This is a genomic window from Frigoribacterium sp. 9N (assembly GCF_902506305.1).
In the GTDB taxonomy this organism is placed as follows: Bacteria; Actinomycetota; Actinomycetes; order Actinomycetales; family Microbacteriaceae; genus Frigoribacterium.
Genome location: NZ_LR733392.1, coordinates 892201 through 910800 on the forward strand (window position 1 = coordinate 892201; position 18600 = coordinate 910800).

Consider the following 18600-nt stretch of genomic DNA (forward strand, 5'->3'; position numbering starts at 1 on the left):
GCGCGCACGCGCGCGCCGGTTCGCGGCTCCCAGCGGGTGATGGCACGATGGGGGCACTTCAGCAGACCACCAGGAGGTCGTGATGACACACCGAGAGACCGTCGCCTTCGTCGGCGACAGCTTGACCGAGAACGGCGACTGGGCGGCGTGGTTGCCCGACGAGCAGGTCGTCAACCTGGGCGTCGGGGGCGACACGGTCGCCGGCCTGACGGAACGGCTCCACGACGTCGTGGCCGCGAACCCCGACTCCGTCGTGCTCATGATCGGCACCAACGACTTCACCGCGCGACGCTCGGTCGAACAGGTGGTGCGCGGCATCGAGAACCTCATGGTGGCGATGCGTCGTGAACTGCCCGGGACGCGTCTGCTGCTGCAGTCGATCGCGCCACGGGGGGCGGAGTTCGCACCCCGCCTCAAGGACGCCAACCGCCACCTCCGTCAGTTCTCCTCGACGGTCCGGGCGCAGTGGCTCGACCTCTGGCCCGCCCTCGCCGACGAGTCCGGTGACGCGCTGCGACCCGAGTTCGCCGCCGACCACGTCCACCTCAGCGACGCCGGCTACCAGGCCTGGTTGGGCGAACTGCAGCCGGCCCTCGAGCGCCTGCGTGACGAGCCGCCGATGAGCCGTCCGATCAGCGTCCTCGACGTCGCCTACGACATCGAGTAGGCGGTGCCCACCCCCACCGCCCCCGCGTTCACTCGTCCGGCCCTGGCGCCCGGCCTGATCGCGGCCATCGCCCTGCTGGCCGGCACCGCGTTGCTCGGCTCGGACGTCTTCACGGTGTTCCGGTACGTGGTGTCGATCTTCGCCCTCATCGTCCTCGTCTTCGCCTACCGGGGGCGTGCCTGGTGGGCGCTGCCCCTGCTCGCCGCCGTGGCCGTCCTCTGGAACCCGGTGTTCGTGGTGCCCGTCCAGCCCGACCTCTGGCAGGGGCTGCAGTTCGTGGCCGCGGCGCTCATGATCGCCGTCGGGGTGCTCGTGAAGGTGCCGACCGCCGCCGCGACGACCACGGGGGCGGCCCCGGTCCGAGGCCGCCGCTGACCGTCGTGGGCGGCGGATCCGCCGAGGTGCCTCCGACCCCGTAAAATGCCGAGGGTGCGTCCGCCCGCCCGAGGCCCGCACGGAAGGTTGAGTCTGCATGGCCACGGAGATCCCCGGTACGTCAGAGATGGTCGGCACGTCCGAGAGCCCTCTCCTGACCCCTCGTCACCGAGCCGGTGGTCTCGACCGAGAGGACGTCGTGGTCCGCAAGGGCCAGTTCACGCTCCTCAACGGTCACCTCACGCCCCAGCAGTCGATGATCGAGGACCTGCTCTACATCCGGCGGGTGCTCGACGCCGCCCAGGTGCCCTTCCTGCTCGTGCGCGGCAATGACGTCCGCCCGGTGATCGCCGTCGACACCGTCCACCGTGACCGCTTCACCGCCGCCATGGTCGCGGCTTCGGCCACCGAGCCCTTCTACGCCAAGCCCCGCAAGGGTCAGGCGTCCCTCGTCGTCGAGGGCGGGCTCGAGCTCGAGACGGAGCGGGTCTTCCGTGTCTACCGGCCCCGCGTCGAACCCATCGGCCGCCTCCGCTACGGCGCGGGCACGGCCGTGCAGGTCGAGTTCTGGATCATCACCGACGACGAGATCCTCGCCCCGACCGAGAACGCACTCATGCGCACCGAACTGCCCCGTACCGAGGCCGTCGAACAGACCGTCGAGCGGTACGGCATCGAGTGGCCCACCCTCGAGCACATGTTCGACGACCACGCCACCGACATCACCTTCGACATCGACATCGTCTTCTCGTGGGTCGACGGGAACTCCATCGAGTACCAACGTGCCCGGGCCGCCCAGGCAAAACGTCACGTGGTCGGCGAGGGCGACGACTCGGCGGCCCGGTTCCGTCAGATCGACGAGCTCAAGTACGCCCTGCGGTCGGTCTACATGTTCGCCCCGTGGGTCCGGAACATCTACATCGCGACCGACTCGCCCGTGCCCGAGTGGTTGGGCGAGCACCCCCGCGTCCGCGTCGTGCGCAGCGAGGAGTTCTTCAGCGACCTCTCGATGCTCCCGACGCACAACTCGCAGGCCGTCGAGTCGCAGCTGCACCACATCGAGGGTCTCAGCGAGCACTTCCTGTACTCGAACGACGACATGTTCTTCGGGCGACCCGTCGCGCCGAGCATGTTCTTCTCTCCGGGCTCCGTCACCAAGTTCATCGAGGCCGACACCCGCATCGGGCTCGGGCACAACAACATCGACCGCAGCGGGTTCGAGAACGCCGCGCGGGTCAACCGCCGCCTGCTGCAGCAGCGCTTCGGCCGCGTCCTCACCCGCCACCTCGAGCACACGGCCGCGCCGCTGCGCCGCAGCGTCCTGTTCGAGATGGAGCACGAGTTCGCCGACGAGTTCGCCGCCACCGCCGGCAGCCCCTTCCGTGCGAAGGAGAACATCTCGGTCACGAACTCGCTCTACCACTACTACTCGCTGATGACGGGTCGGGCGATCGTGCAGGAGAACGCGAAGGTCAGCTACATCGACACCACGATGGTGTCGGGCCTGGCGTCGTTGTCCGAGGTGCTGAAGAAACGCGCGTTCGACTTCTTCTGCCTCAACGACGGCAGCTTCCCCGAGGTCACCGACGACGAGCGGACCGCGACGGTCACGGACTTCCTCGAGCGGTACTACCCGTTCCCCGCACCGTGGGAGAAGGACGAGATGCAGCGCGTCGCCCTCGAGAACGCCGAGCAGGACAGGCGGGCACTCGGAGCCGAGGCGGCGCAGTCGGGCGAGGCGACCGGATCGTCGTCCCGGCGGGGGCTCGAAGGGTCGGACTGACGCCGGTCGTACCCGCGTCGCGAGTGTGACGGGCGTCACCGGTCACCGGTCACCGGTCGCCGGTCACCGGCGCGGTGGCCGTCACCGTCGTCCGGACGGCCGCTCAGCTCGACGAGGTGCCGAAGCGGGCGGCCTGTTCGCCCGCGAGTGCGGCGTCGAGACGAGAGAGCATGTCTGGGCCCATGGGCGGCAGGGCGTCCAGCCGGAACCACCGGGCCTCGGTGTTCTCGCCGTCCGCGGGGGAGGGCTCGCCCGAGACGTAGCGCATCACGAAGGTGTGGTCGAGGTACTGCGCGCGGTCGCCGTTCGGATAGACGACCTCGTCGGTCACTCCGATCGAGGCCAGCCGTTCGGGGACGACGTTCAGGTCGGCTTCCTCGAGGGTCTCGCGGACGGCGGCGTCGGCGGGGTGCTCGCCCGGGTCGACGATGCCCGTCACCGGCGTCCAGGCGCCGGTGTCGGCTCGGCGCACCAGCAACGTCTCGTCACCTCGCACCACGACCGCGGTGACGCCGGCGAGCCACAGCGGTGCCGTGCCGATCTTCTCGCGCAGGGACAGGACGAAGTCGGGGGTGGCCATGTCAGCACCCTACCGACGGCCCGCCGTAGGCTGACCGCATGCGACTGCCCTGGACCCTTCACGGCTCGGACGTGCGGCGCATCTCCGACATGGCGGGCGAGTCGTTGCTCCTGGCCGGTGGGGGCAGGGCGATCCTGCTGCAACTCGCGAACCCCGGGGTGGGGCACGGCGTCGCCGAGCACAGCGACTTCGTCGAGCGCCCGTTGTCGCGGCTGCACGGCACCATGACGTACCTCTACGCCATCGTCTTCGGCACCCCGTCCGAGGTGGCCCACGTCCGCCGGGTCGTCGGGCGGGCGCACCGTCCGGTGCACGACGGCGGGTCCTCGCCGGTGCGGTACGACGCGTTCGACCCTGGTCTGCAGCTCTGGGTCGCAGCCACGCTCTACGACTCGGCCGTGCAGCTGTTCGAGCGGGTGCACGGGCCGATCGACCCGGCCCACGCCGAGACCGTCTACCAGGACTACGCCCTCGTCGGCACGTCGCTGCAGATGCCGCGCGAGCTGTGGCCGGCCGATGCGGCGTCGTTCCGGCGCTACTGGGACGACGCCGTCGCGCACCTCGTGGTGGACGACGTCACGCGTCGGGTCGCCCACGAGTTGTTGCACCCGACGACGGGGCCGTGGTGGCTGAGGGCGGTGATGCCGCTCGCCCGGCTCGTCACCGCAGGGTCGTTGCCGGGTCGAGTCCGTGACGACTTCGGCTTGCCCTGGTCGCCGGCCATCCAACGCCGCTACGACCGGGTGATGCGCGTCACGGCTGCGGTCGTCCCGCATCTGCCACCGCGCCTCCGTCACGTCCTCCGCGACGGGTACCTGCGTCGGCTGCGCGCAGTCATGGCCGCCGAGGCCCGCACCCCCGCCCACGGCTGACCCGGTCCGCCCGTCGCCGGCATCCGGGTCGGCACCGCCCGCCTCCTGTCACGGTGCCCTCGTCCCTCGTCGGCAACTCCTGACTCCCGTCACGGCGATCGCAGGCGGGGGCGTGTCGGCGTCGTTCGAGCGACGTGAAGCAGGAATTGCCGACTCGCGCGGGCCGTGTTCGGGGCGGTCGGTCGTCGTCGGCGTGGCTGCGTCGGGAGGGGCGGGGTCGACGGCACCGAGCGGGTCGGCAACTCCTGCTCCGTGCTGCACGACGGGCCAGGGAAGGGGGCGTACGAGGTCGCACGGAGCAGGAAGCAAGAATTAGCCGCCGGTGCTCGAAGCCGGCCGCGGCGGGCGGGACCTTAACGGCGGGCGGCACCTGGACGGCCGGCAGAACCTCCACGGCGGGCGGCACCTACCCAGCGGGCGAGTGCAGCGCGGCAGGTTCGGGGCGGTGGCGGGCGGGCCGGCCCGGTCAGAGCGTGTCGATCGGCCCCGTCAGTGCGAGGTCACGCGGCACCACGGGCACCGGTGCCGTGTCCGTCGCGCGGTGGCGGGGGGCGGCGGGGGCGATGCGCACGCCGGCGACGGCGAGCCGCTCGGCCACCACGTCGGCGGGCACGTACTCGCCCACGGTCTCGTAGGTGCCGATCGGCACGACCGAGTGCACGACGGTGCCCTCGTAGACGTGGACCAGGTTGAACGCCTGGGCACCGTCGCGGCCCCGCGTGCCGCCGCCGGCGACGTTGAGGTCCTGCGTGTAGCAGGTGGCCGACGCGACCGAGACGGGGACGCCCGCGAAGGTGGCGTTGGTCGAGTAGTGCAGGTGCCCCGCGATGATGGAGCGGACGTCGCTGCCCTCGATCACCTCGGCGAGGGCCGCCTGGTCACGCAGCTCGACGAGGGCCGTCAGGTCTTGCACGCTCGGGACCGGCGGGTGGTGCATGGCGATGATGGTGCCGTCGGGGGCATCGGTCGAGAGCTCCTCGGCGAGCCAGTCGAGCTGGTCTCCCGAGAGCCGGCCGAAGTGGTGGCCGGGCACGGTCGTGTCGAGGGTGATGACGCGCAGGCCGTTGACGTCGTAGACGAGATCGACGGGTCGCTGCGACGGCAGCTGCCCGAAGAGCTCGGACCGGAACGCGCTGCGGTCGTCGTGGTTGCCCATGGCCCAGATGACCTGGGCGCCGAGTCGCTCGGCGACGGGCTCGATCAGGGCGCGGAGCTTGCGGTAGGCCTCCGGCTCGCCCTTGTCGGCGAGGTCGCCCGTGAAGACGATGGCCTCGGGCCGCCCGTCGGACGCCTCGATCTCGTCCATGATCTGACGGAGCCGGGCCTCGCTGTCGACGGCGCCGTAGAGGTCGCGGTCACCGCCGACGAGGTGCGTGTCGCTGAGGTGCAGGATGAAGTGGTTCGGCCTGGGGTGTTCGGCCGTCCGGAGATCCATGGTTCTCTCAATCGATGTCGCCGACGTGGGCTCGGGACGAGACCCTCGTTGTTGATTCGTCACCAGTCCATCACCCGATTGCCATGAGTGGGGTGAACGTGCGCGCGCGTTTCGGTGAACGGTCGTCGAACAGGCCGCATTCCCGAGCGACGACGCTAGCCCGCCCCACGGGACGACGCGACCCCCAGGAGGCGGGGGTCGCGTCGTCGAGGTCTCTGACGTGTCGAGGCGTCAGGGCTTGAGGACGACCTTGATGCAGCCGTCCTCCTTGTTCTTGAAGACGTCGTACATGGCGGCGGCATCGGAGAGCGGCACCGGGTGGGTGACGAGGTCCTCGGTGCCGAGCGGGTCGGTCGGGTCCTCGACGAGGGGCATCAGGGTGTCCATCCACTTCTGGACGTTGCACTGGCCCATCTTGATGGTGATCTGCTTGTCGAAGAGCGTGAGGAAGGGCGTGGGGTCGGCCGTGCCGCCGTAGACCCCGCTGAGCGAGACGGTGCCGCCACGGCGGACGATCTCGAAGGCGAGGTGCATGGCGCCGAGGCTGTCGATGCCGGCCTTCTGCATGACGGCCTGGCCGATCGCGTCGGGCAGGGCGGCGGCGAACTTCTGCACGAGGCCGATGCCGGCGTGCTCGTGTGCCTCCATGCCGACGGCGTCGACGACGGAGTCGGGTCCGCGGTCGTCGGTCATGCCCTTGACGACGTCGGCGACGTCCTTCGTCAGGTCGAGGACCTCGACGCCGTGGCGCTCGGCCATGGCGCGACGCTCGGGCACGGGGTCGATGCCGATGACGCGGTAGCCGCGGTACTTGCCGATGCGCGACGCGAACTGGCCGACCGGGCCGAGGCCCAGGACGACCAGGGTGCCGCCTTCGGGCACCTGGGCGTACTCGACGCCCTGCCAGGCGGTCGGCAGGATGTCGCTGAGGAAGAGGTAGCGCTCGTCGGGCAGGTCGGCGCCGACCTTCACGAGGTTGGCGTCGGCACGCGCGATCCGCAGCTGCTCGGCCTGGCCACCGGGCACCTGGCCGTAGAGCTTGCTGAAGCCGTAGAGGGTGGCGCCCGAGTCGTACTCGGTGACCTGGGTGGTCTCGCACTGCGAGAAGAGCCCGCGGTCGCACATGAAGCAGTGGCCGCACGCGATGACGAAGGGGACGACGACGCGGTCGCCGACCTCGATGCGGCTGACCTCGGAACCGACCTGGGTGACGATGCCCATGGTCTCGTGGCCGAGCACGTCGCCCTTGTCGAGGAACGCGCCCAGGGCGTCGTACAGGTGCAGGTCGCTTCCGCAGATCGCGGCCGACGTGACCTTGATGACCGCGTCGCTCGGGTCGATGATCGTGGGATCGGGGACGTCCTCGACGGAGACGTTGGTGACGGACTGGTACGTGAGTGCCTTCATCGTTCCCGTCTACGCGTCCTCACCCCGTGCCGCCTGGACGAGGGGTACAGCGGGCACGGAAACGCCCCGGGGCGGCCGGGCCTGGGCCCGACCGCCCCGAGGCGGATGACGCGTGTGCTGTCGCCTAGGCGACGGCCGTCGCGGAGGCGACGATGTTGACGACCTTGCGGCCGCCCTTGTTGCCGAACTCGACCGAGCCGGGGGCGAGGGCGAAGAGGGTGTCGTCGCCGCCGCGGCCGACGTTGACGCCGGGGTGGAAGTGGGTGCCGCGCTGGCGGACGATGATCTCGCCGGCGAGGACGACCTGGCCGCCGAAGCGCTTCACGCCGAGGCGCTGTGCGTTCGAGTCACGACCGTTGCGGGTGGACGATGCGCCCTTTTTGTGTGCCATGTGGTGTCAGCCCCTTAGTTGGTGGTGATCGAGGTGATCTTGACGCGGGTCAGGTCGGCACGGAAGCCCATGCGACGCTTGTAGCCGGTCTTGTTCTTGTAGTTCTGGATGACGATCTTCGGGCCGCGCAGGTCGTTCAGGACCTCGCCCTCGACGGTGACCTTGGCCAGGTCGTCGCCCGACAGGATGGTGTCGCCGTCGACGTGCAGGACGGGGACGAACGAGACGGTGTCGGCGGTCGCGGCCTTGAGGCGGTCGACGGTCAGGATCGTGCCGACCTCGACCTTCTCCTGACGGCCACCGGCGCGCACGATTGCGAAAGCCATGGGAACTCCAAAAAAGTGGGGGATGTGACGCCCGGACTGCCGGACGACGTCGTGGTGCCACGAAGGCAACTTGGATAGTCTTTCACAAATGTCACGACCGATCAAACTTCGCCGCCCGCCGCAGTTCACGGCCGAGATCGTCGACGACGCCCGCCGGCGACTCCTCGACCTGCTGGACGACCTCGAGACGCTCACCACCGACCACGCGGACGACATCGAGGTCTGGGGTTCGGCCGTGACGACCGCCGGCTGGGAGATCGCGAGCCTCGGCCAGTGGCTCGGCCTCGAGGGCGAGGCGGTGCTGCTGCTCGGCGGCGCGTCGTACCCCGAGATCGCCGAGCACCAGGGCACCAGTGCCTCGGCCGTGTACGCGCGCGTCGGCCGGTCGCTCACCCTCGCGCCCTACGCGCACGCCTCCGGTGCCGACGGTGCGACCACCCGGGTCTCGGCCGAGGGCCTCGACCAGGCCCGGGCCGAGTACGACCAGGAGGCGCGGGCCGGCGACCCGACGGACGTCGCCCCGGCGACCGCGCCCGTCGGCGACTCCCTGGCCGACCGCGTGCCCGAGGTGCTGCGGAACGGCGCCCGGCGCACCACCGAGATCGTCGCCGCCCTGCCCGACTACCGCCGGAGCAGCGTGCTGTCGACGCTGAGCGTCCTCGCCCGGCAGGGCGTGGTCGACCGGGTGGGGCACGGCGTCTACGCCCTGCCCCACCCGCCGACCGACTGAGTCCCCGGGCGGCGTCGGCCGATCAGGCCGGGGTGTCGCCCACCGCGTCGTCGAGCCCGAACGCCCGCAGCTCGTCGTCGTCCAGCAGTCGTGACCTGATCAGGAACCGCCGGCCTTCCGGGCTCTCGATCGAGAACCCGGCCCCGCGGCCCGGCACGACGTCGATCGTGAGGTGCGTGTACTTCCAGTACTCGAACTGGCTCCGGGACATGTAGACCTCGATCGGGTCGATCCCGTCGACGTGCAGGTCGCCCAGGTGGACGTCGACTGCTCCCACCCGGAAGAACCCGACGGGGTAGCACATCGGCGACGAACCGTCGCAGCAGCCACCCGACTGGTGGAACATCAGCGGGCCGTGCTGCGCCGTCAGGGACACGAGGAACGCCGCCGCCTCGGGGGAGACGTCGACCCGGGAGGGGGTGGCGGCGACCATCCCGGAGGCGGGGGCCGGCGTGACCGCGCCGACCCGCGCCTCCTCGGCTGCTGCCACTGCCGGCGCGGCGGCGGCCGTCTGCTCGGGCGTCATCAGAAGAAGCCCATCGGACCGTCCGCGTAGCTGACCAGCAGGTTCTTGGTCTGCTGGTAGTGGTCGAGCATCATCTTGTGGTTCTCGCGACCGATGCCGGACTGCTTGTAGCCGCCGAACGCCGCCCCGGCGGGGTACTGGTGGTACGTGTTCGACCAGACGCGACCGGCCTGGATGTCGCGGCCGGCCCGGTAGAGCTGGGCACCGTTGCGGCTCCAGACGCCGGCACCGAGACCGTAGAGGGTGTCGTTGGCGATCTTGATGGCGTCGTCGTAGTCGCTGAAGCTCGTCAGGGACAGGACGGGACCGAAGATCTCCTCCTGGAAGATCCGCATCGAGTTGCGGCCCTCGAAGATCGTCGGGTTGACGTAGTAGCCGCCGGTCAGGTCGCCGCCCAGGTCGGCCCGGTCGCCGCCGAGCAGCAGCGTCGCGCCTTCCTGCTTGCCGATGTCCATGTAGCTCAGGATCTTCTCGAGCTGGTCGTTCGACGCCTGGGCGCCGATCATGGTGTCCATCGAGAGCGGGTCGCCCTGCTTCACCTTCTTCACCCGCTCGACGCCGTCGGCGGTGAACTGGTCGTAGATCGACTGCTGCACGAGCGCCCGGCTCGGGCAGGTGCACACCTCGCCCGAGTTCAGGTTGAAGAACGAGAAGCCCTCGAGGGCCTTGTCGTAGAAGTCGTCCCGTTCGTCGGCGACGTCGGCGAAGAAGACGTTCGGGCTCTTGCCGCCGAGCTCGAGCGTCACCGGGATGAGGTTCTCGCTCGCCATCTGCATGATCAGGCGCCCGGTGGTGGTCTCGCCGGTGAACGCGATCTTGCGGATGTTCGGGTGGCTCGCCAGGGGGGCGCCGGCCTCGACGCCGAAGCCGTTGACGATGTTGAGCACCCCGGCGGGCAGGAGGTCCTTGACGAGGTCCATGAAGACGTGGATCGACGCGGGGGTCTGCTCGGCCGGCTTGAGGACGACGCAGTTGCCGGCGGCGAGGGCGGGGGCGAGCTTCCACACGGCCATCAGCAGCGGGAAGTTCCAGGGGATGATCTGGCCGACCACGCCGAGCGGTTCGTGGAAGTGGTAGGCGACGGTGTCGGCGTCGATCTCGCCGGTCGAACCCTCCTGCGCCCGGATCGCCCCGGCGAAGTAGCGGAAGTGGTCGATCGCGAGCGGGACGTCGGCGGCGAGGGCCTCACGGATGGGCTTGCCGTTGTCCCAGGTCTCGGCGACGGCGAGCATCTCGAGGTTCGCCTCCATGACGTCGGCGATCCTGTTGAGGATCAGCGCGCGTTGGGCGATCGTCGTCTTCTTCCATGAGTCGAACGCGCGCCAGGCGGCCTCGACCGCCTTGTCGACGTCCGCGGCGTTGCCCCGGGCGACCTCCGTGAAGACCTTGCCGTTCACCGGGCTCGGGTTCTCGAAGTACTGCCCGCTCGCCGGGGCGACGTACTCGCCGCCGATGAAGTGGTCGTAGCGGGGCTTGAAGGCCACCTTCGCGTCGGGCCGTCCCGGCGCGGCGTAGGTGTTCGGGGGAGTGGTGACGGTCATGACGGTCCCTTTCGACGACGGTGTCGGGTCGGTGGCGGGGGTCGCCCGCCGCTGGCGGCAGGCTACGTCGGGCGGGGTTGCATCCGGTTGCGCGTCAGTCCCGGCCTCCGAGCGCCTCGAGGTGCGCGACCAGGTGCGTCCGCCGGGGTGATCCCGGCGGAAGCCGACGCAGCAGTTCGAGCAGCACGCGGACGTCGTCGCGACCCGCGTCCGACTCGGAGTAGGACACCAGGCTCTCGATCGACCCGCCGGTGAGCAGGGCGTCCCGGACGGTCGCCGCGACCTCGGCCCGCAGCGCCACGACGCCGGGCGCCGTGGACGAGGGCAGCGCCGGGCCGGTGTCGGCTCGCACGGCGGCGCGGTGGGCGCCGCGGTCGACGAGCCCGACGAGCGCGTCGAGGTCGAGGGCGACCGGGCGGGGCAGGCGGTACGGGCGCGACAGGGGGACCAGCGTGGGGTCGAGGGCCTCGACGACGTGCCGCAGGCGCACCATCTCGGGACGCAGGGTGGTCACCGCGTCGACGTCGCCGTAGACCGCGTCGGCCAATTCGTGAGCGGTGTAGCCGGCGGTCCGGTGGGCGAGCAAGGTCATGATCTCGGAGTGCCGGGCACCCAGCGCGATGCATCCGTCCCCGACCGTGAGGACGGCTTCGTCACGGCCCAGGGTCGTCAGGCCGGCGGGGGAGTCCGGACCGGATCGGACCGGCCGCCGGGGGGTGCGGGTCGGGACGCGATCGACCGCGGCGAACCCCAGGAGCGCGAGGTGCGCCTCCACGGCCGCGACGGTCGCCGTGACCAGGGGCAGCGTCAACGAGCCGGCCGCCCGCTCGTCTCCCGTGATGTCGACGACTCCGATGACGTGCCCGTCGACGGGATCGTGGACCGGGACGGCCGTGCAGCTCCAGGCCCGCACGCGGTGGTTCCAGTGCTCGTCGCCGCGGATCTGCACGCCCCGGTCGAGCACGAGGGCGGTGCCCGGGGCCGAGGTGCCGACCCGCGACTCCGACCAGCCCGCACCGGCGACGAACAGCATGTCCTCGGCGCGGCGGCGGGCCGCGTGGTCGCCCTCGACCCAGAGCAGGCGTCCGTGCTCGTCGCCCAGCGCGACGAGCAGTCCCGAGCCCGAGACGTCGTCCGTGAGCAGACGACGCACCACGGGCAGCGCGAGCGCTAACGGGTGGTCCCGACGCCAGTCGTCGAGGTCGTCCTCGGGCAGCTCGAGTCGGGGCAGGCCGTCGGGATCGAGCCGGTGCCGGGAGGCGCGGTCCCACGAGTCGCGCACCACCCGGCGCTGCGGCCCGACGTCGCGGGGCGGAGGGCTCGCGGTCAGCGTCATGGAGCACCAATCGTCGTCGATCGGGGCGAGTCGGCCGTCGTGCGGCGTCGTCGCCGGGGTGCTGTCAGCGTACGGCGGCGTGCGGCCGTCGGGGAAGGGCGGCGCGTGGGGGTCTGCTGTGACCTCGGGGAACCGTCCGTCCCGTCGGCAACTCCTGCTTCCCGTCGCGCCGTCGCGGGAAGCCCCGGGGGCAGGGGCCGTCGTCGTGCGTGGGCGACAGGAGTCAGGAGTCACCGACGCACGGCGTCGCGGGCGGCCGCGATCGTCGCGTCCAGCGCCTCGGGCCACGGGGTCGGTCCGATGTCGAGCAGGCGTTCGCTCTCGGACGAGTCCACGACGAAGGGCGAGTCGAACTGGTACTGCATCGCCCTCACCTCGCGGAGGAACGGCACCGTGCGGGTCAGGCCGGCCCACAGCAGCGGGTTCCACGGGCGGACGCGACCGGTCAGGCCGTACCGGCGCCGCGCCTCCTCGGCGATCGCGACCCGTGAGGCGTGGGTGGCGTGCGGCGTCAGCCAGGCGCGTCCCCACTCGTCGCGGTCGATGGCGGCCACGAGGGTCGAGACGACGTCGGGCAGGTACGCCCAGGCGTGCGGCTGGCTCACGTCGCCGACCGCGTGGGCGGTGCGGCCCGCGACGAGCGGCCCGAAGAAGTCGCTGCCGAGGTGGGCGTTGCGCCCGGCGCCGGGCCCGAAGTAGTCGCTCGCGCGCACCTCGACGGCCCGGACGCCCCGGTCGGCCGCGGCCAGGAGCCGCTGCCAGCTGTCGGCGCGCACCCTGCCCTTCCCCTCGGCGGAGGCGAGGGGCGTGTGTTCGGTCATCGGCTCGGACACCGGCCCGTGGCCGTAGAGGTTGCCCATCAGCACGATGCCCGCCCCCGTGGTGACGGCCGTCTCGATCAGGGCCGTGGTGATGGCCGGCCACTCGACGCCCCAGGCGGGGTAGGGCGGGTTCGAACAGACCACGATCGTGTCGACGCCGTGGGCCGCGTTCGTCAGGGCGGCGGCGTCCTTGGCGTCGAGCGTGAACGGGGCGGCCCCGGTGATCGCGGTGCCGCGGCGGGTGGCGACGCGCACGGTGTCGCCCCGCTCGGCGAGGCGGCGGACGAGGGGGGTGCCGATGGCTCCGGCTCCGACGACGAGATGGGTGGGCATGGGGTCCTCCTGGGGGCGATGAGCGAGAGCGGTGCTCTCGGATCTGACCCTAGGGTCGGGCGGCCCGACACGCAAGAGCGGTGCTCTCGTTTGTGTCGCGTGCTCTCGGGCGACAGGATCGGGGCATGACCACGAACGCAGGGGACGACGGACGCTCCAGGACCGTCGGGGGCGTCCGCGAGCGGGCACGGACCGAGATCGTCGAGCGCGCCCTCGCCTCGGCCCACCGGCAGCTGGCCGAGGTGGGAGCGGCCGCCCTCTCGGTGCGCGCCGTCGCGCGCGACCTGGGCATGGCGTCGTCGGCGATCTACCGGTACTTCCCGAGCCGCGACGCCCTGCTGACCCGCCTGATCACCGACGCCTACGTCGACCTCGCCGAGGCCGCCCGTCGGGCCGAGCAGGCCGTCGACCGGGCCGACCACCAGGAGCGGTTCCGCGCGACGGCCCGTGCGACCCGTCGCTGGGCGATCGCCGACCCGCACCGCTACGCCCTGCTCTACGGCTCACCGGTCCCCGGGTACGCGGCCCCCGTCGACACCGTCGAACCGGCGATCGCGGTGGGGCTGCTCCTGCTCGGGGCGGTCGACGACGCGGCGGCGAGCGGAGCCACGTTGCGGGCGATGCCCGTGCGGGCCGGCCTGGCCGACGAGTTCACGCAGCTCGCCCAGGGCCTCGGGGCGTCGGTCGCCCCCGGTGTGCTGGCCGCGGGCATCACCGCCTGGACGGCCCTCTACGGGCATCTCAGCTTCGAGCTCTTCGGTCACCTCACCAACGTCGTCACCGACCGCGACGCCTGGTTCGAGTCGTTCCTCGACGAGCAGATCGCTCGCATCTGGGGCTGACGCCCCGCTGACGCCCCCGCTGTGGGTGCGGGACGAGGCACCGGCAGGAGGCGCGGGTCAGCTCGCGCAGTCGATGCAGAGTCGGGCGGTGGGTCGCGCCTCGAGCCGCGCCTCGCCGATCCGGGCCGCACATCGCTCGCAGCGCCCGAAGGTGCCGTCGGCGAGCCGGGCCAGGGCGGCCTCGGCGTCGGCGGCGCGTTCGAGGGCCGATCGCCGGACGGCGTCGAGCTGCGACCGTTCGTAGGCGATCGTGGACCCCTCGGGGTCGTGCTCGTCGTCGACGTTGGCTCCCTCGCGGGCCGCGGCCACCGCCTCCATGTCCCCGAGCAGTCGCGCGGCCAGCGCCAGGGCCTCGTCGCGTGTGGTGCGCAACCGGTCCGAGGGATCGAGCACGAGGCGGTGCCTCAGGCCCCGACGAGCGTCGGCACCTCTTCACCGGCGCGGGGCGGTGCCGGGGGAGTGCCGTCGCCGAAGGGGCGGCCACCGAGCTGCTCGCGCCGGTGGTCGGTGAGCCATCCCGAGGCGTCCGGACCGACCGGGACGATGCCCGTGGGGTTGATGTCGGAGTGCACGACGTAGTAGTGCGCCTTGATCTGGTCGAAGTCGATCGTGTCGCCGAACCCGGGGGTCTGGAACAGGTCGCGGGCGTAGGCCCAGAGCACCGGCATCTCGCTGAGCTTGTTCCGGTTGCACTTGAAGTGCCCGTGGTAGACGGCGTCGAACCGGGCGAGCGTGGTGAACAGCCGGATGTCGGCCTCGGTGATGGTGTCGCCCACGAGGTAGCGCTGACCGGCCAGTCGCTCGGACAACCAGTCGAGCCGCTCGAAGAGGGTGCGGTAGGCCCGCTCGTAGCTCTTCTGCGACCCGGCGAAACCGGCGCGGTAGACCCCGTTGTTGACGTCGTGGAAGACCACGGCGTTCACCTCGTCGATCTCGCCGCGGAGGGCCTCGGGGTAGAGGTCGGGGGCGCCCTCACGGTGGTGGGCGGTCCACTCGGTCGCGAAGTCGAGGGTGATCTGGGGGAAGTCGTTCGTGACGACCTTGCCGCTCGGCACATCGACGATCGCCGGCACGGTGATGCCGCGCGGGTAGTCGGGCGTGCGGGCGAAGAACGCCTCTTGGAGGCGTTCGATGCCGAGGACGGGGTCGCGACCGTCGGGGTCGAGGTCGAAGGTCCAGCTGCGGGCGTCGTGCGTGGGGCCGGGCAGGCCGAGCGAGATCGCGTCCTCCAGCCCGAGCAGGCGTCGCGAGATGACGCTGCGGTTCGCCCAGGGGCAGGCCCGGGCGGCGACCAGGCGGTAGCGACCGGCCTCGACCGGCCACCCGTCGACGGCATCGCGCGTGATGCGGTCCTCGATGTAGTTGGTGTCGCGGGTGTACTCCTGACCCGGTTCGACGTAGCTGCCCTTGACCTGCTGATCGCTCATGTCGCCACCCTACGCACGGGGTGTCGGCAATTCCTGGCTGCTGCGACGTGCAGGGATGAGCGGCGGCCCCGGCCGCCGTGGTGGCGACACGGGTCAGGAGTTGCCGACGGCCAGGGACGAGGAGGCGCGGGCCGCGTTCCAGTCGCGCCACATCGCCTTGAGGTCCCACGCGTTCTCGGCCTCGAGCGAGATGCCGCGCTCGCCGGTGCGACGCGTGCGTCCCTGGATCACCATCAGCTGTGTGCCGAACAGCAGCGAGCCGGCGCGGGCCTGGGCCTCCTCGAAGAACGTGGAGTCGGAGCAGCCGCTGCCGTCGTCGAGGCTGATGAAGACCACGCGTTTGCCGCTGCGCATCGGCGGGGTCTGGGTCGCGATGCGGATGCCCGCCACGAGCACGGTCGTGCCGTTCCAGTGGTCGCGCAGGTCGGCGGCGCGCACCACGCCCAGGTCGTCGAGCATGGGCCGGTAGCTCTCGATCACGTGTTCGCTGACCTCCATCGAGAGGATGTCGAGCTCGTCGGCGACCCGCTGCCGGGCGTCGACGTCGGGCGTGCCGGTCGGCACCGTGTCGGAGTCGTCGATCGAGAAGTCGAGCTGGTTCTCGACGTCGGTGGCCTTCGGGCGCGACGACCGGCCGGTGAGCGCCCGCACCCGCGCCAGGACGTCGCCGCGGGTGCGGCCGGGCCCGGCGACCGAGTCGAGCGCCCCGACCTGCGCCAGGCGCTCGAAGAGCGATCGGGACGGCGTCGCCCGCTGCCAGAAGTCGGTGATCGAGTCGTAGGGACGGTTCACGACCACCCGGGCCAGCTCGGCGTCGCTGATGCCGTGCACGTCGGCCAGGGACAGCCGCAGCCCGAGGTCGCCCACCCGGGTCGGCGCGATCGGGGTCGCCGGCGGCCGGAGGCGCTCGACCCGGTAGACGTCGGTCGAGGCGTTGACGTCGAGCGGCAGCACGGGGACGCCCATGCGTCGCGCCTCGGTCAGCAGCAACCGCTTCGGGTACATGCCCGGGTCGTGGGTGAGGACGCCCGCCAGGAACTCGGCCGGGTAGTGGGTCTTCAACCACGCGCTCTGGTAGGTCGGCAGGGCGAACGCGGCCCCGTGGGCCTTGCAGAAGCCGAACGACCCGAACCCCTTGAGCGCGGCCCAGATCCGGTCGACCGCGGCGTCGTCGAAGCGTCGCCTCCCGGTCGCGGGGTCGAGGTTGCCGCGGGTGCGCTCGCGGAAGGTGGCCTCGAGCGCGTCGTCGTCGCCCTTGCCCATGTGCCGTCGGATCTCGTCGGCCTCGGCGAGCGACACCTGCATGGTCGCCTCGAGGATGCGCAGCACGTGCTCGTGGTAGATGACCACCCCGTAGCTGTCGTCGAGGAACGACGCGAAGCTCGGGTGCAGGTAGTCGGGCTGTTGGAATCCGTGCTTGGTGTCGAGGAACGGCGCGATCATGTTGCCCTTCATCGGGCCGGGCCGGAACAGCGAGATGTCGGCGATGAGGTCTTCGTAGCGGTCGGGCTGCATCTTGCCGATCAGCTCGCGCTGCCCGGGGCTCTCGATCTGGAACATGCCGAGCGTGTGGGTGGTGCGGATCGCCTCGAAGGTGGGCTCGTCGTCGTGCGGGATCTCGTCGAGCTCGATCCGACCCTGGCGGTTCACGTAGGGCACGTCGACGGGCAGGGCGCCGGCGAGGGCGGCACGGGGGCCGTTGACGCGTTCGATCTCGTCGAGGGCGTAGGCGAGCGAGCTCTGCATGCGGACGCCGAGGACGTCCAGCTTGAGCAGGCCGGCGTCGTTCATGTCGTACTTGTCGAACTGGCTCATCGGCAGGCCGATGCCGCTGGGCTGGACGGGGGTCGTGCTGAGCAGGTCGGAGTCGCCGAGGATGACCCCGCACGGGTGCATCGAGATGTGCCGGGGCAGACGGTCGAGCCGTTCGCTGAGGTCGACGAGCAGGTCGATCTGGTCGTTGCTCCGGGCGAGTTCGGCGATCTCGCGCAGCTCGGGTTTCTCGGCCATCGCCGTGCGCAGGTCTCGGGCGTTCGACCGCCAGACGTTCTTGGCCACGAGGTCGATCTGCTCGTCGTCGAGGCCCAGCGCGAGACCGGCGTCGCGCACCGCCCCGCGTCCGCGGTAGGTGGACTGCATCGACATGAGCGTGACCCGGTTGCTGCCGTACCGGTCGAAGATCGCCCGGTAGACCTCGTGCCGCCGCGCCGCCTCGACGTCGATGTCGATGTCGGGCAGGGTCTCACGCTTGTTGCCGAGGAACCGTTCGAACAGCAGGTCGTGCTCGATCGGGTCGACGTTCGAGATGCGCAGCAGGTAGGTGACGAGGCTGCCGGCCCCCGATCCCCGCGCCGCGTTGCGCACCCGCAGGTCGCGCATCAGTGCCGAGACGTCGGCCACGGTGAGGAAGTACCCGGCGAAGCCGAACCCGGTGATGATGCCGAGTTCGTAGCGCATGCGGTCCTCGACCTTGTCGCGCAGGGCACGGTCGGCGTCGCCGAAGCGTTCGGTGACGCCGGCCTGGGCCTGCCGGAACAGCGCCTGGTCGGGGTCGCCGTCGACGCCGATCGCGCTGAGCTCCGGCACCTTCGGGCGGCCCCAGCCGAGGTCGGCGACGGGGTCGAGTCGGCACCGGTCGGCCAGGCGTTCGGTGGCGGCGAGCATCTCGTCGCCGACGCTGCGGGGCAACGACGAGGCGTCGCTCACCAGACGGGCCAGTCGGCGCATGTCGGCGGGGCGTTTGAGGTAGGCCTGGGCGTTCGGTTGGGGCCGGAACGAGCCGAGGGCGGCCAGGTGCCCCGCCGAGTCGAGCACGTCGGCCGTGACGGCCTCGTCGGGATCGAGGTACCGCACGGCGTTCGTGAGCACGGCCGGCACCCGGACGTGGTCGGCCAACTCGAGCATGCGGGCGGCGTGCCGGATGCTGCGGCTCTCGCCCGGCTCGGTCAGGTGGCAGACCACCTCGACCACCACGCCGCCCGGCAGCGTCGCCGCCCAGTCGGCGAGCGACGCCGCGGCCTCGCTGTGACGCCCCGCCTGGACCAGTCGGCCCACGTCGGAGTCGGGCCCCAGCAGCACGGTCGCCGCCGGCTCGGTCTCGCCCTGGACGAAGCCCCTCACCCGGGACCGGGCGATGGTCGCCACGCTGTTGGCACTGCCGCTGGCGCGGCGGGTGGCCCGACCGTGGGACGCGCTGATCAGCCGGCAC

General features: G+C 71.4%; 18 protein-coding genes. 6 read left to right on the plus strand and 12 right to left on the minus strand.

Annotation, left to right across the window (positions count from 1 at the left end; translation table 11 throughout):
- Positions 1-82: 82 nt before the first annotated feature.
- From ARTHRO9V_RS07245 to ARTHRO9V_RS07255, 3 genes are all read left to right on the plus strand, one after another.
- Positions 83-667, plus strand: coding sequence for a GDSL-type esterase/lipase family protein (locus tag ARTHRO9V_RS07245; RefSeq protein ID WP_056045795.1), 585 nt, complete (start codon positions 83-85; stop codon positions 665-667).
- 3 nt (positions 668-670) lie between these two features.
- On the plus strand, positions 671-1042 hold the full coding sequence (locus ARTHRO9V_RS07250; protein ID WP_056045790.1) for a DUF6804 family protein: 372 nt from the start codon (positions 671-673) through the stop codon (positions 1040-1042).
- Between the two features lie 127 nt (positions 1043-1169).
- Positions 1170-2825, plus strand: a complete 1656-nt coding sequence (locus ARTHRO9V_RS07255) for a stealth conserved region 3 domain-containing protein (protein WP_236557083.1) — start codon at positions 1170-1172, stop codon at positions 2823-2825.
- A 103-nt stretch (positions 2826-2928) separates the two neighbouring features.
- Here ARTHRO9V_RS07255 and ARTHRO9V_RS07260 read toward each other — a convergent pair whose 3' ends face one another.
- Positions 2929-3405 carry an NUDIX domain-containing protein gene (locus ARTHRO9V_RS07260; protein WP_159826409.1) on the minus strand — a complete coding sequence of 159 codons (477 nt, stop codon included), beginning with the start codon at positions 3403-3405 and terminating at the stop codon, positions 2929-2931.
- A 38-nt stretch (positions 3406-3443) separates the two neighbouring features.
- Between ARTHRO9V_RS07260 and ARTHRO9V_RS07265 the strand changes: the two genes are divergently transcribed.
- Positions 3444-4277 (plus strand): oxygenase MpaB family protein, encoded by an 834-nt coding sequence (locus ARTHRO9V_RS07265; RefSeq protein ID WP_159826411.1) that lies wholly within the window; start codon positions 3444-3446, stop codon positions 4275-4277.
- 466 nt (positions 4278-4743) lie between these two features.
- On the opposite strand, the gene ARTHRO9V_RS07270 is transcribed toward ARTHRO9V_RS07265, so the two are convergent.
- From ARTHRO9V_RS07270 to rplU, 4 genes are all read right to left on the minus strand, one after another.
- The gene (locus ARTHRO9V_RS07270) at positions 4744-5712 is read right to left on the minus strand and encodes a phosphodiesterase (protein ID WP_159826413.1); all 969 of its coding nucleotides are present in this window, start codon (positions 5710-5712) and stop codon (positions 4744-4746) included.
- Between the two features lie 231 nt (positions 5713-5943).
- Entirely contained in the window at positions 5944-7119 is a 1176-nt protein-coding gene (locus ARTHRO9V_RS07275) for an alcohol dehydrogenase catalytic domain-containing protein (protein WP_159826415.1), read from the minus strand.
- A gap of 124 nt (positions 7120-7243) precedes the next feature.
- Positions 7244-7510 carry a 50S ribosomal protein L27 gene (gene rpmA, locus ARTHRO9V_RS07280; protein ID WP_043596143.1) on the minus strand — a complete coding sequence of 89 codons (267 nt, stop codon included), beginning with the start codon at positions 7508-7510 and terminating at the stop codon, positions 7244-7246.
- Between the two features lie 14 nt (positions 7511-7524).
- Positions 7525-7836, minus strand: a complete 312-nt coding sequence (gene rplU / locus ARTHRO9V_RS07285) for a 50S ribosomal protein L21 (RefSeq protein ID WP_054144935.1) — start codon at positions 7834-7836, stop codon at positions 7525-7527.
- A gap of 88 nt (positions 7837-7924) precedes the next feature.
- Here rplU and ARTHRO9V_RS07290 point away from each other — a divergent pair, with 88 nt between their 5' ends.
- Positions 7925-8566: a hypothetical protein gene (locus ARTHRO9V_RS07290; protein WP_159826417.1), complete on the plus strand. Its 642-nt coding sequence runs from the start codon at positions 7925-7927 to the stop codon at positions 8564-8566.
- A gap of 22 nt (positions 8567-8588) precedes the next feature.
- Here the strand turns inward: ARTHRO9V_RS07290 and ARTHRO9V_RS07295 are convergent, their stop codons facing one another.
- From ARTHRO9V_RS07295 to ARTHRO9V_RS07310, 4 genes are all read right to left on the minus strand, one after another.
- Positions 8589-8999 (minus strand): DUF779 domain-containing protein, encoded by a 411-nt coding sequence (locus ARTHRO9V_RS07295; protein ID WP_123570795.1) that lies wholly within the window; start codon positions 8997-8999, stop codon positions 8589-8591.
- A 92-nt stretch (positions 9000-9091) separates the two neighbouring features.
- Positions 9092-10633 (minus strand): aldehyde dehydrogenase family protein, encoded by a 1542-nt coding sequence (locus tag ARTHRO9V_RS07300; RefSeq protein WP_056045771.1) that lies wholly within the window; start codon positions 10631-10633, stop codon positions 9092-9094.
- Between the two features lie 94 nt (positions 10634-10727).
- Complete coding sequence (locus ARTHRO9V_RS07305; protein WP_159826419.1) at positions 10728-11969, minus strand: GAF domain-containing protein; 1242 nt, start codon at positions 11967-11969, stop codon at positions 10728-10730.
- Between the two features lie 230 nt (positions 11970-12199).
- A complete protein-coding gene (locus ARTHRO9V_RS07310) occupies positions 12200-13123 on the minus strand; it encodes an NAD-dependent epimerase/dehydratase family protein (RefSeq protein WP_159826421.1) in 924 nt (307 codons plus the stop codon).
- Positions 13124-13248: 125 nt separating this feature from the next.
- Between ARTHRO9V_RS07310 and ARTHRO9V_RS07315 the strand changes: the two genes are divergently transcribed.
- On the plus strand, positions 13249-13965 hold the full coding sequence (locus tag ARTHRO9V_RS07315) for a TetR/AcrR family transcriptional regulator (RefSeq protein WP_159826423.1): 717 nt from the start codon (positions 13249-13251) through the stop codon (positions 13963-13965).
- Between the two features lie 57 nt (positions 13966-14022).
- Here the strand turns inward: ARTHRO9V_RS07315 and ARTHRO9V_RS07320 are convergent, their stop codons facing one another.
- The 3 genes from ARTHRO9V_RS07320 to dnaE all read right to left on the minus strand — a co-directional run.
- Positions 14023-14358, minus strand: coding sequence for a TraR/DksA C4-type zinc finger protein (locus tag ARTHRO9V_RS07320; RefSeq protein ID WP_233568334.1), 336 nt, complete (start codon positions 14356-14358; stop codon positions 14023-14025).
- A gap of 11 nt (positions 14359-14369) precedes the next feature.
- Positions 14370-15392 carry a glutathione S-transferase family protein gene (locus ARTHRO9V_RS07325; protein ID WP_159826425.1) on the minus strand — a complete coding sequence of 341 codons (1023 nt, stop codon included), beginning with the start codon at positions 15390-15392 and terminating at the stop codon, positions 14370-14372.
- 93 nt (positions 15393-15485) lie between these two features.
- On the minus strand, positions 15486-18600 hold a 3115-nt coding region (gene dnaE / locus ARTHRO9V_RS07330), incomplete at its 5' end, for a DNA polymerase III subunit alpha (protein WP_159826427.1).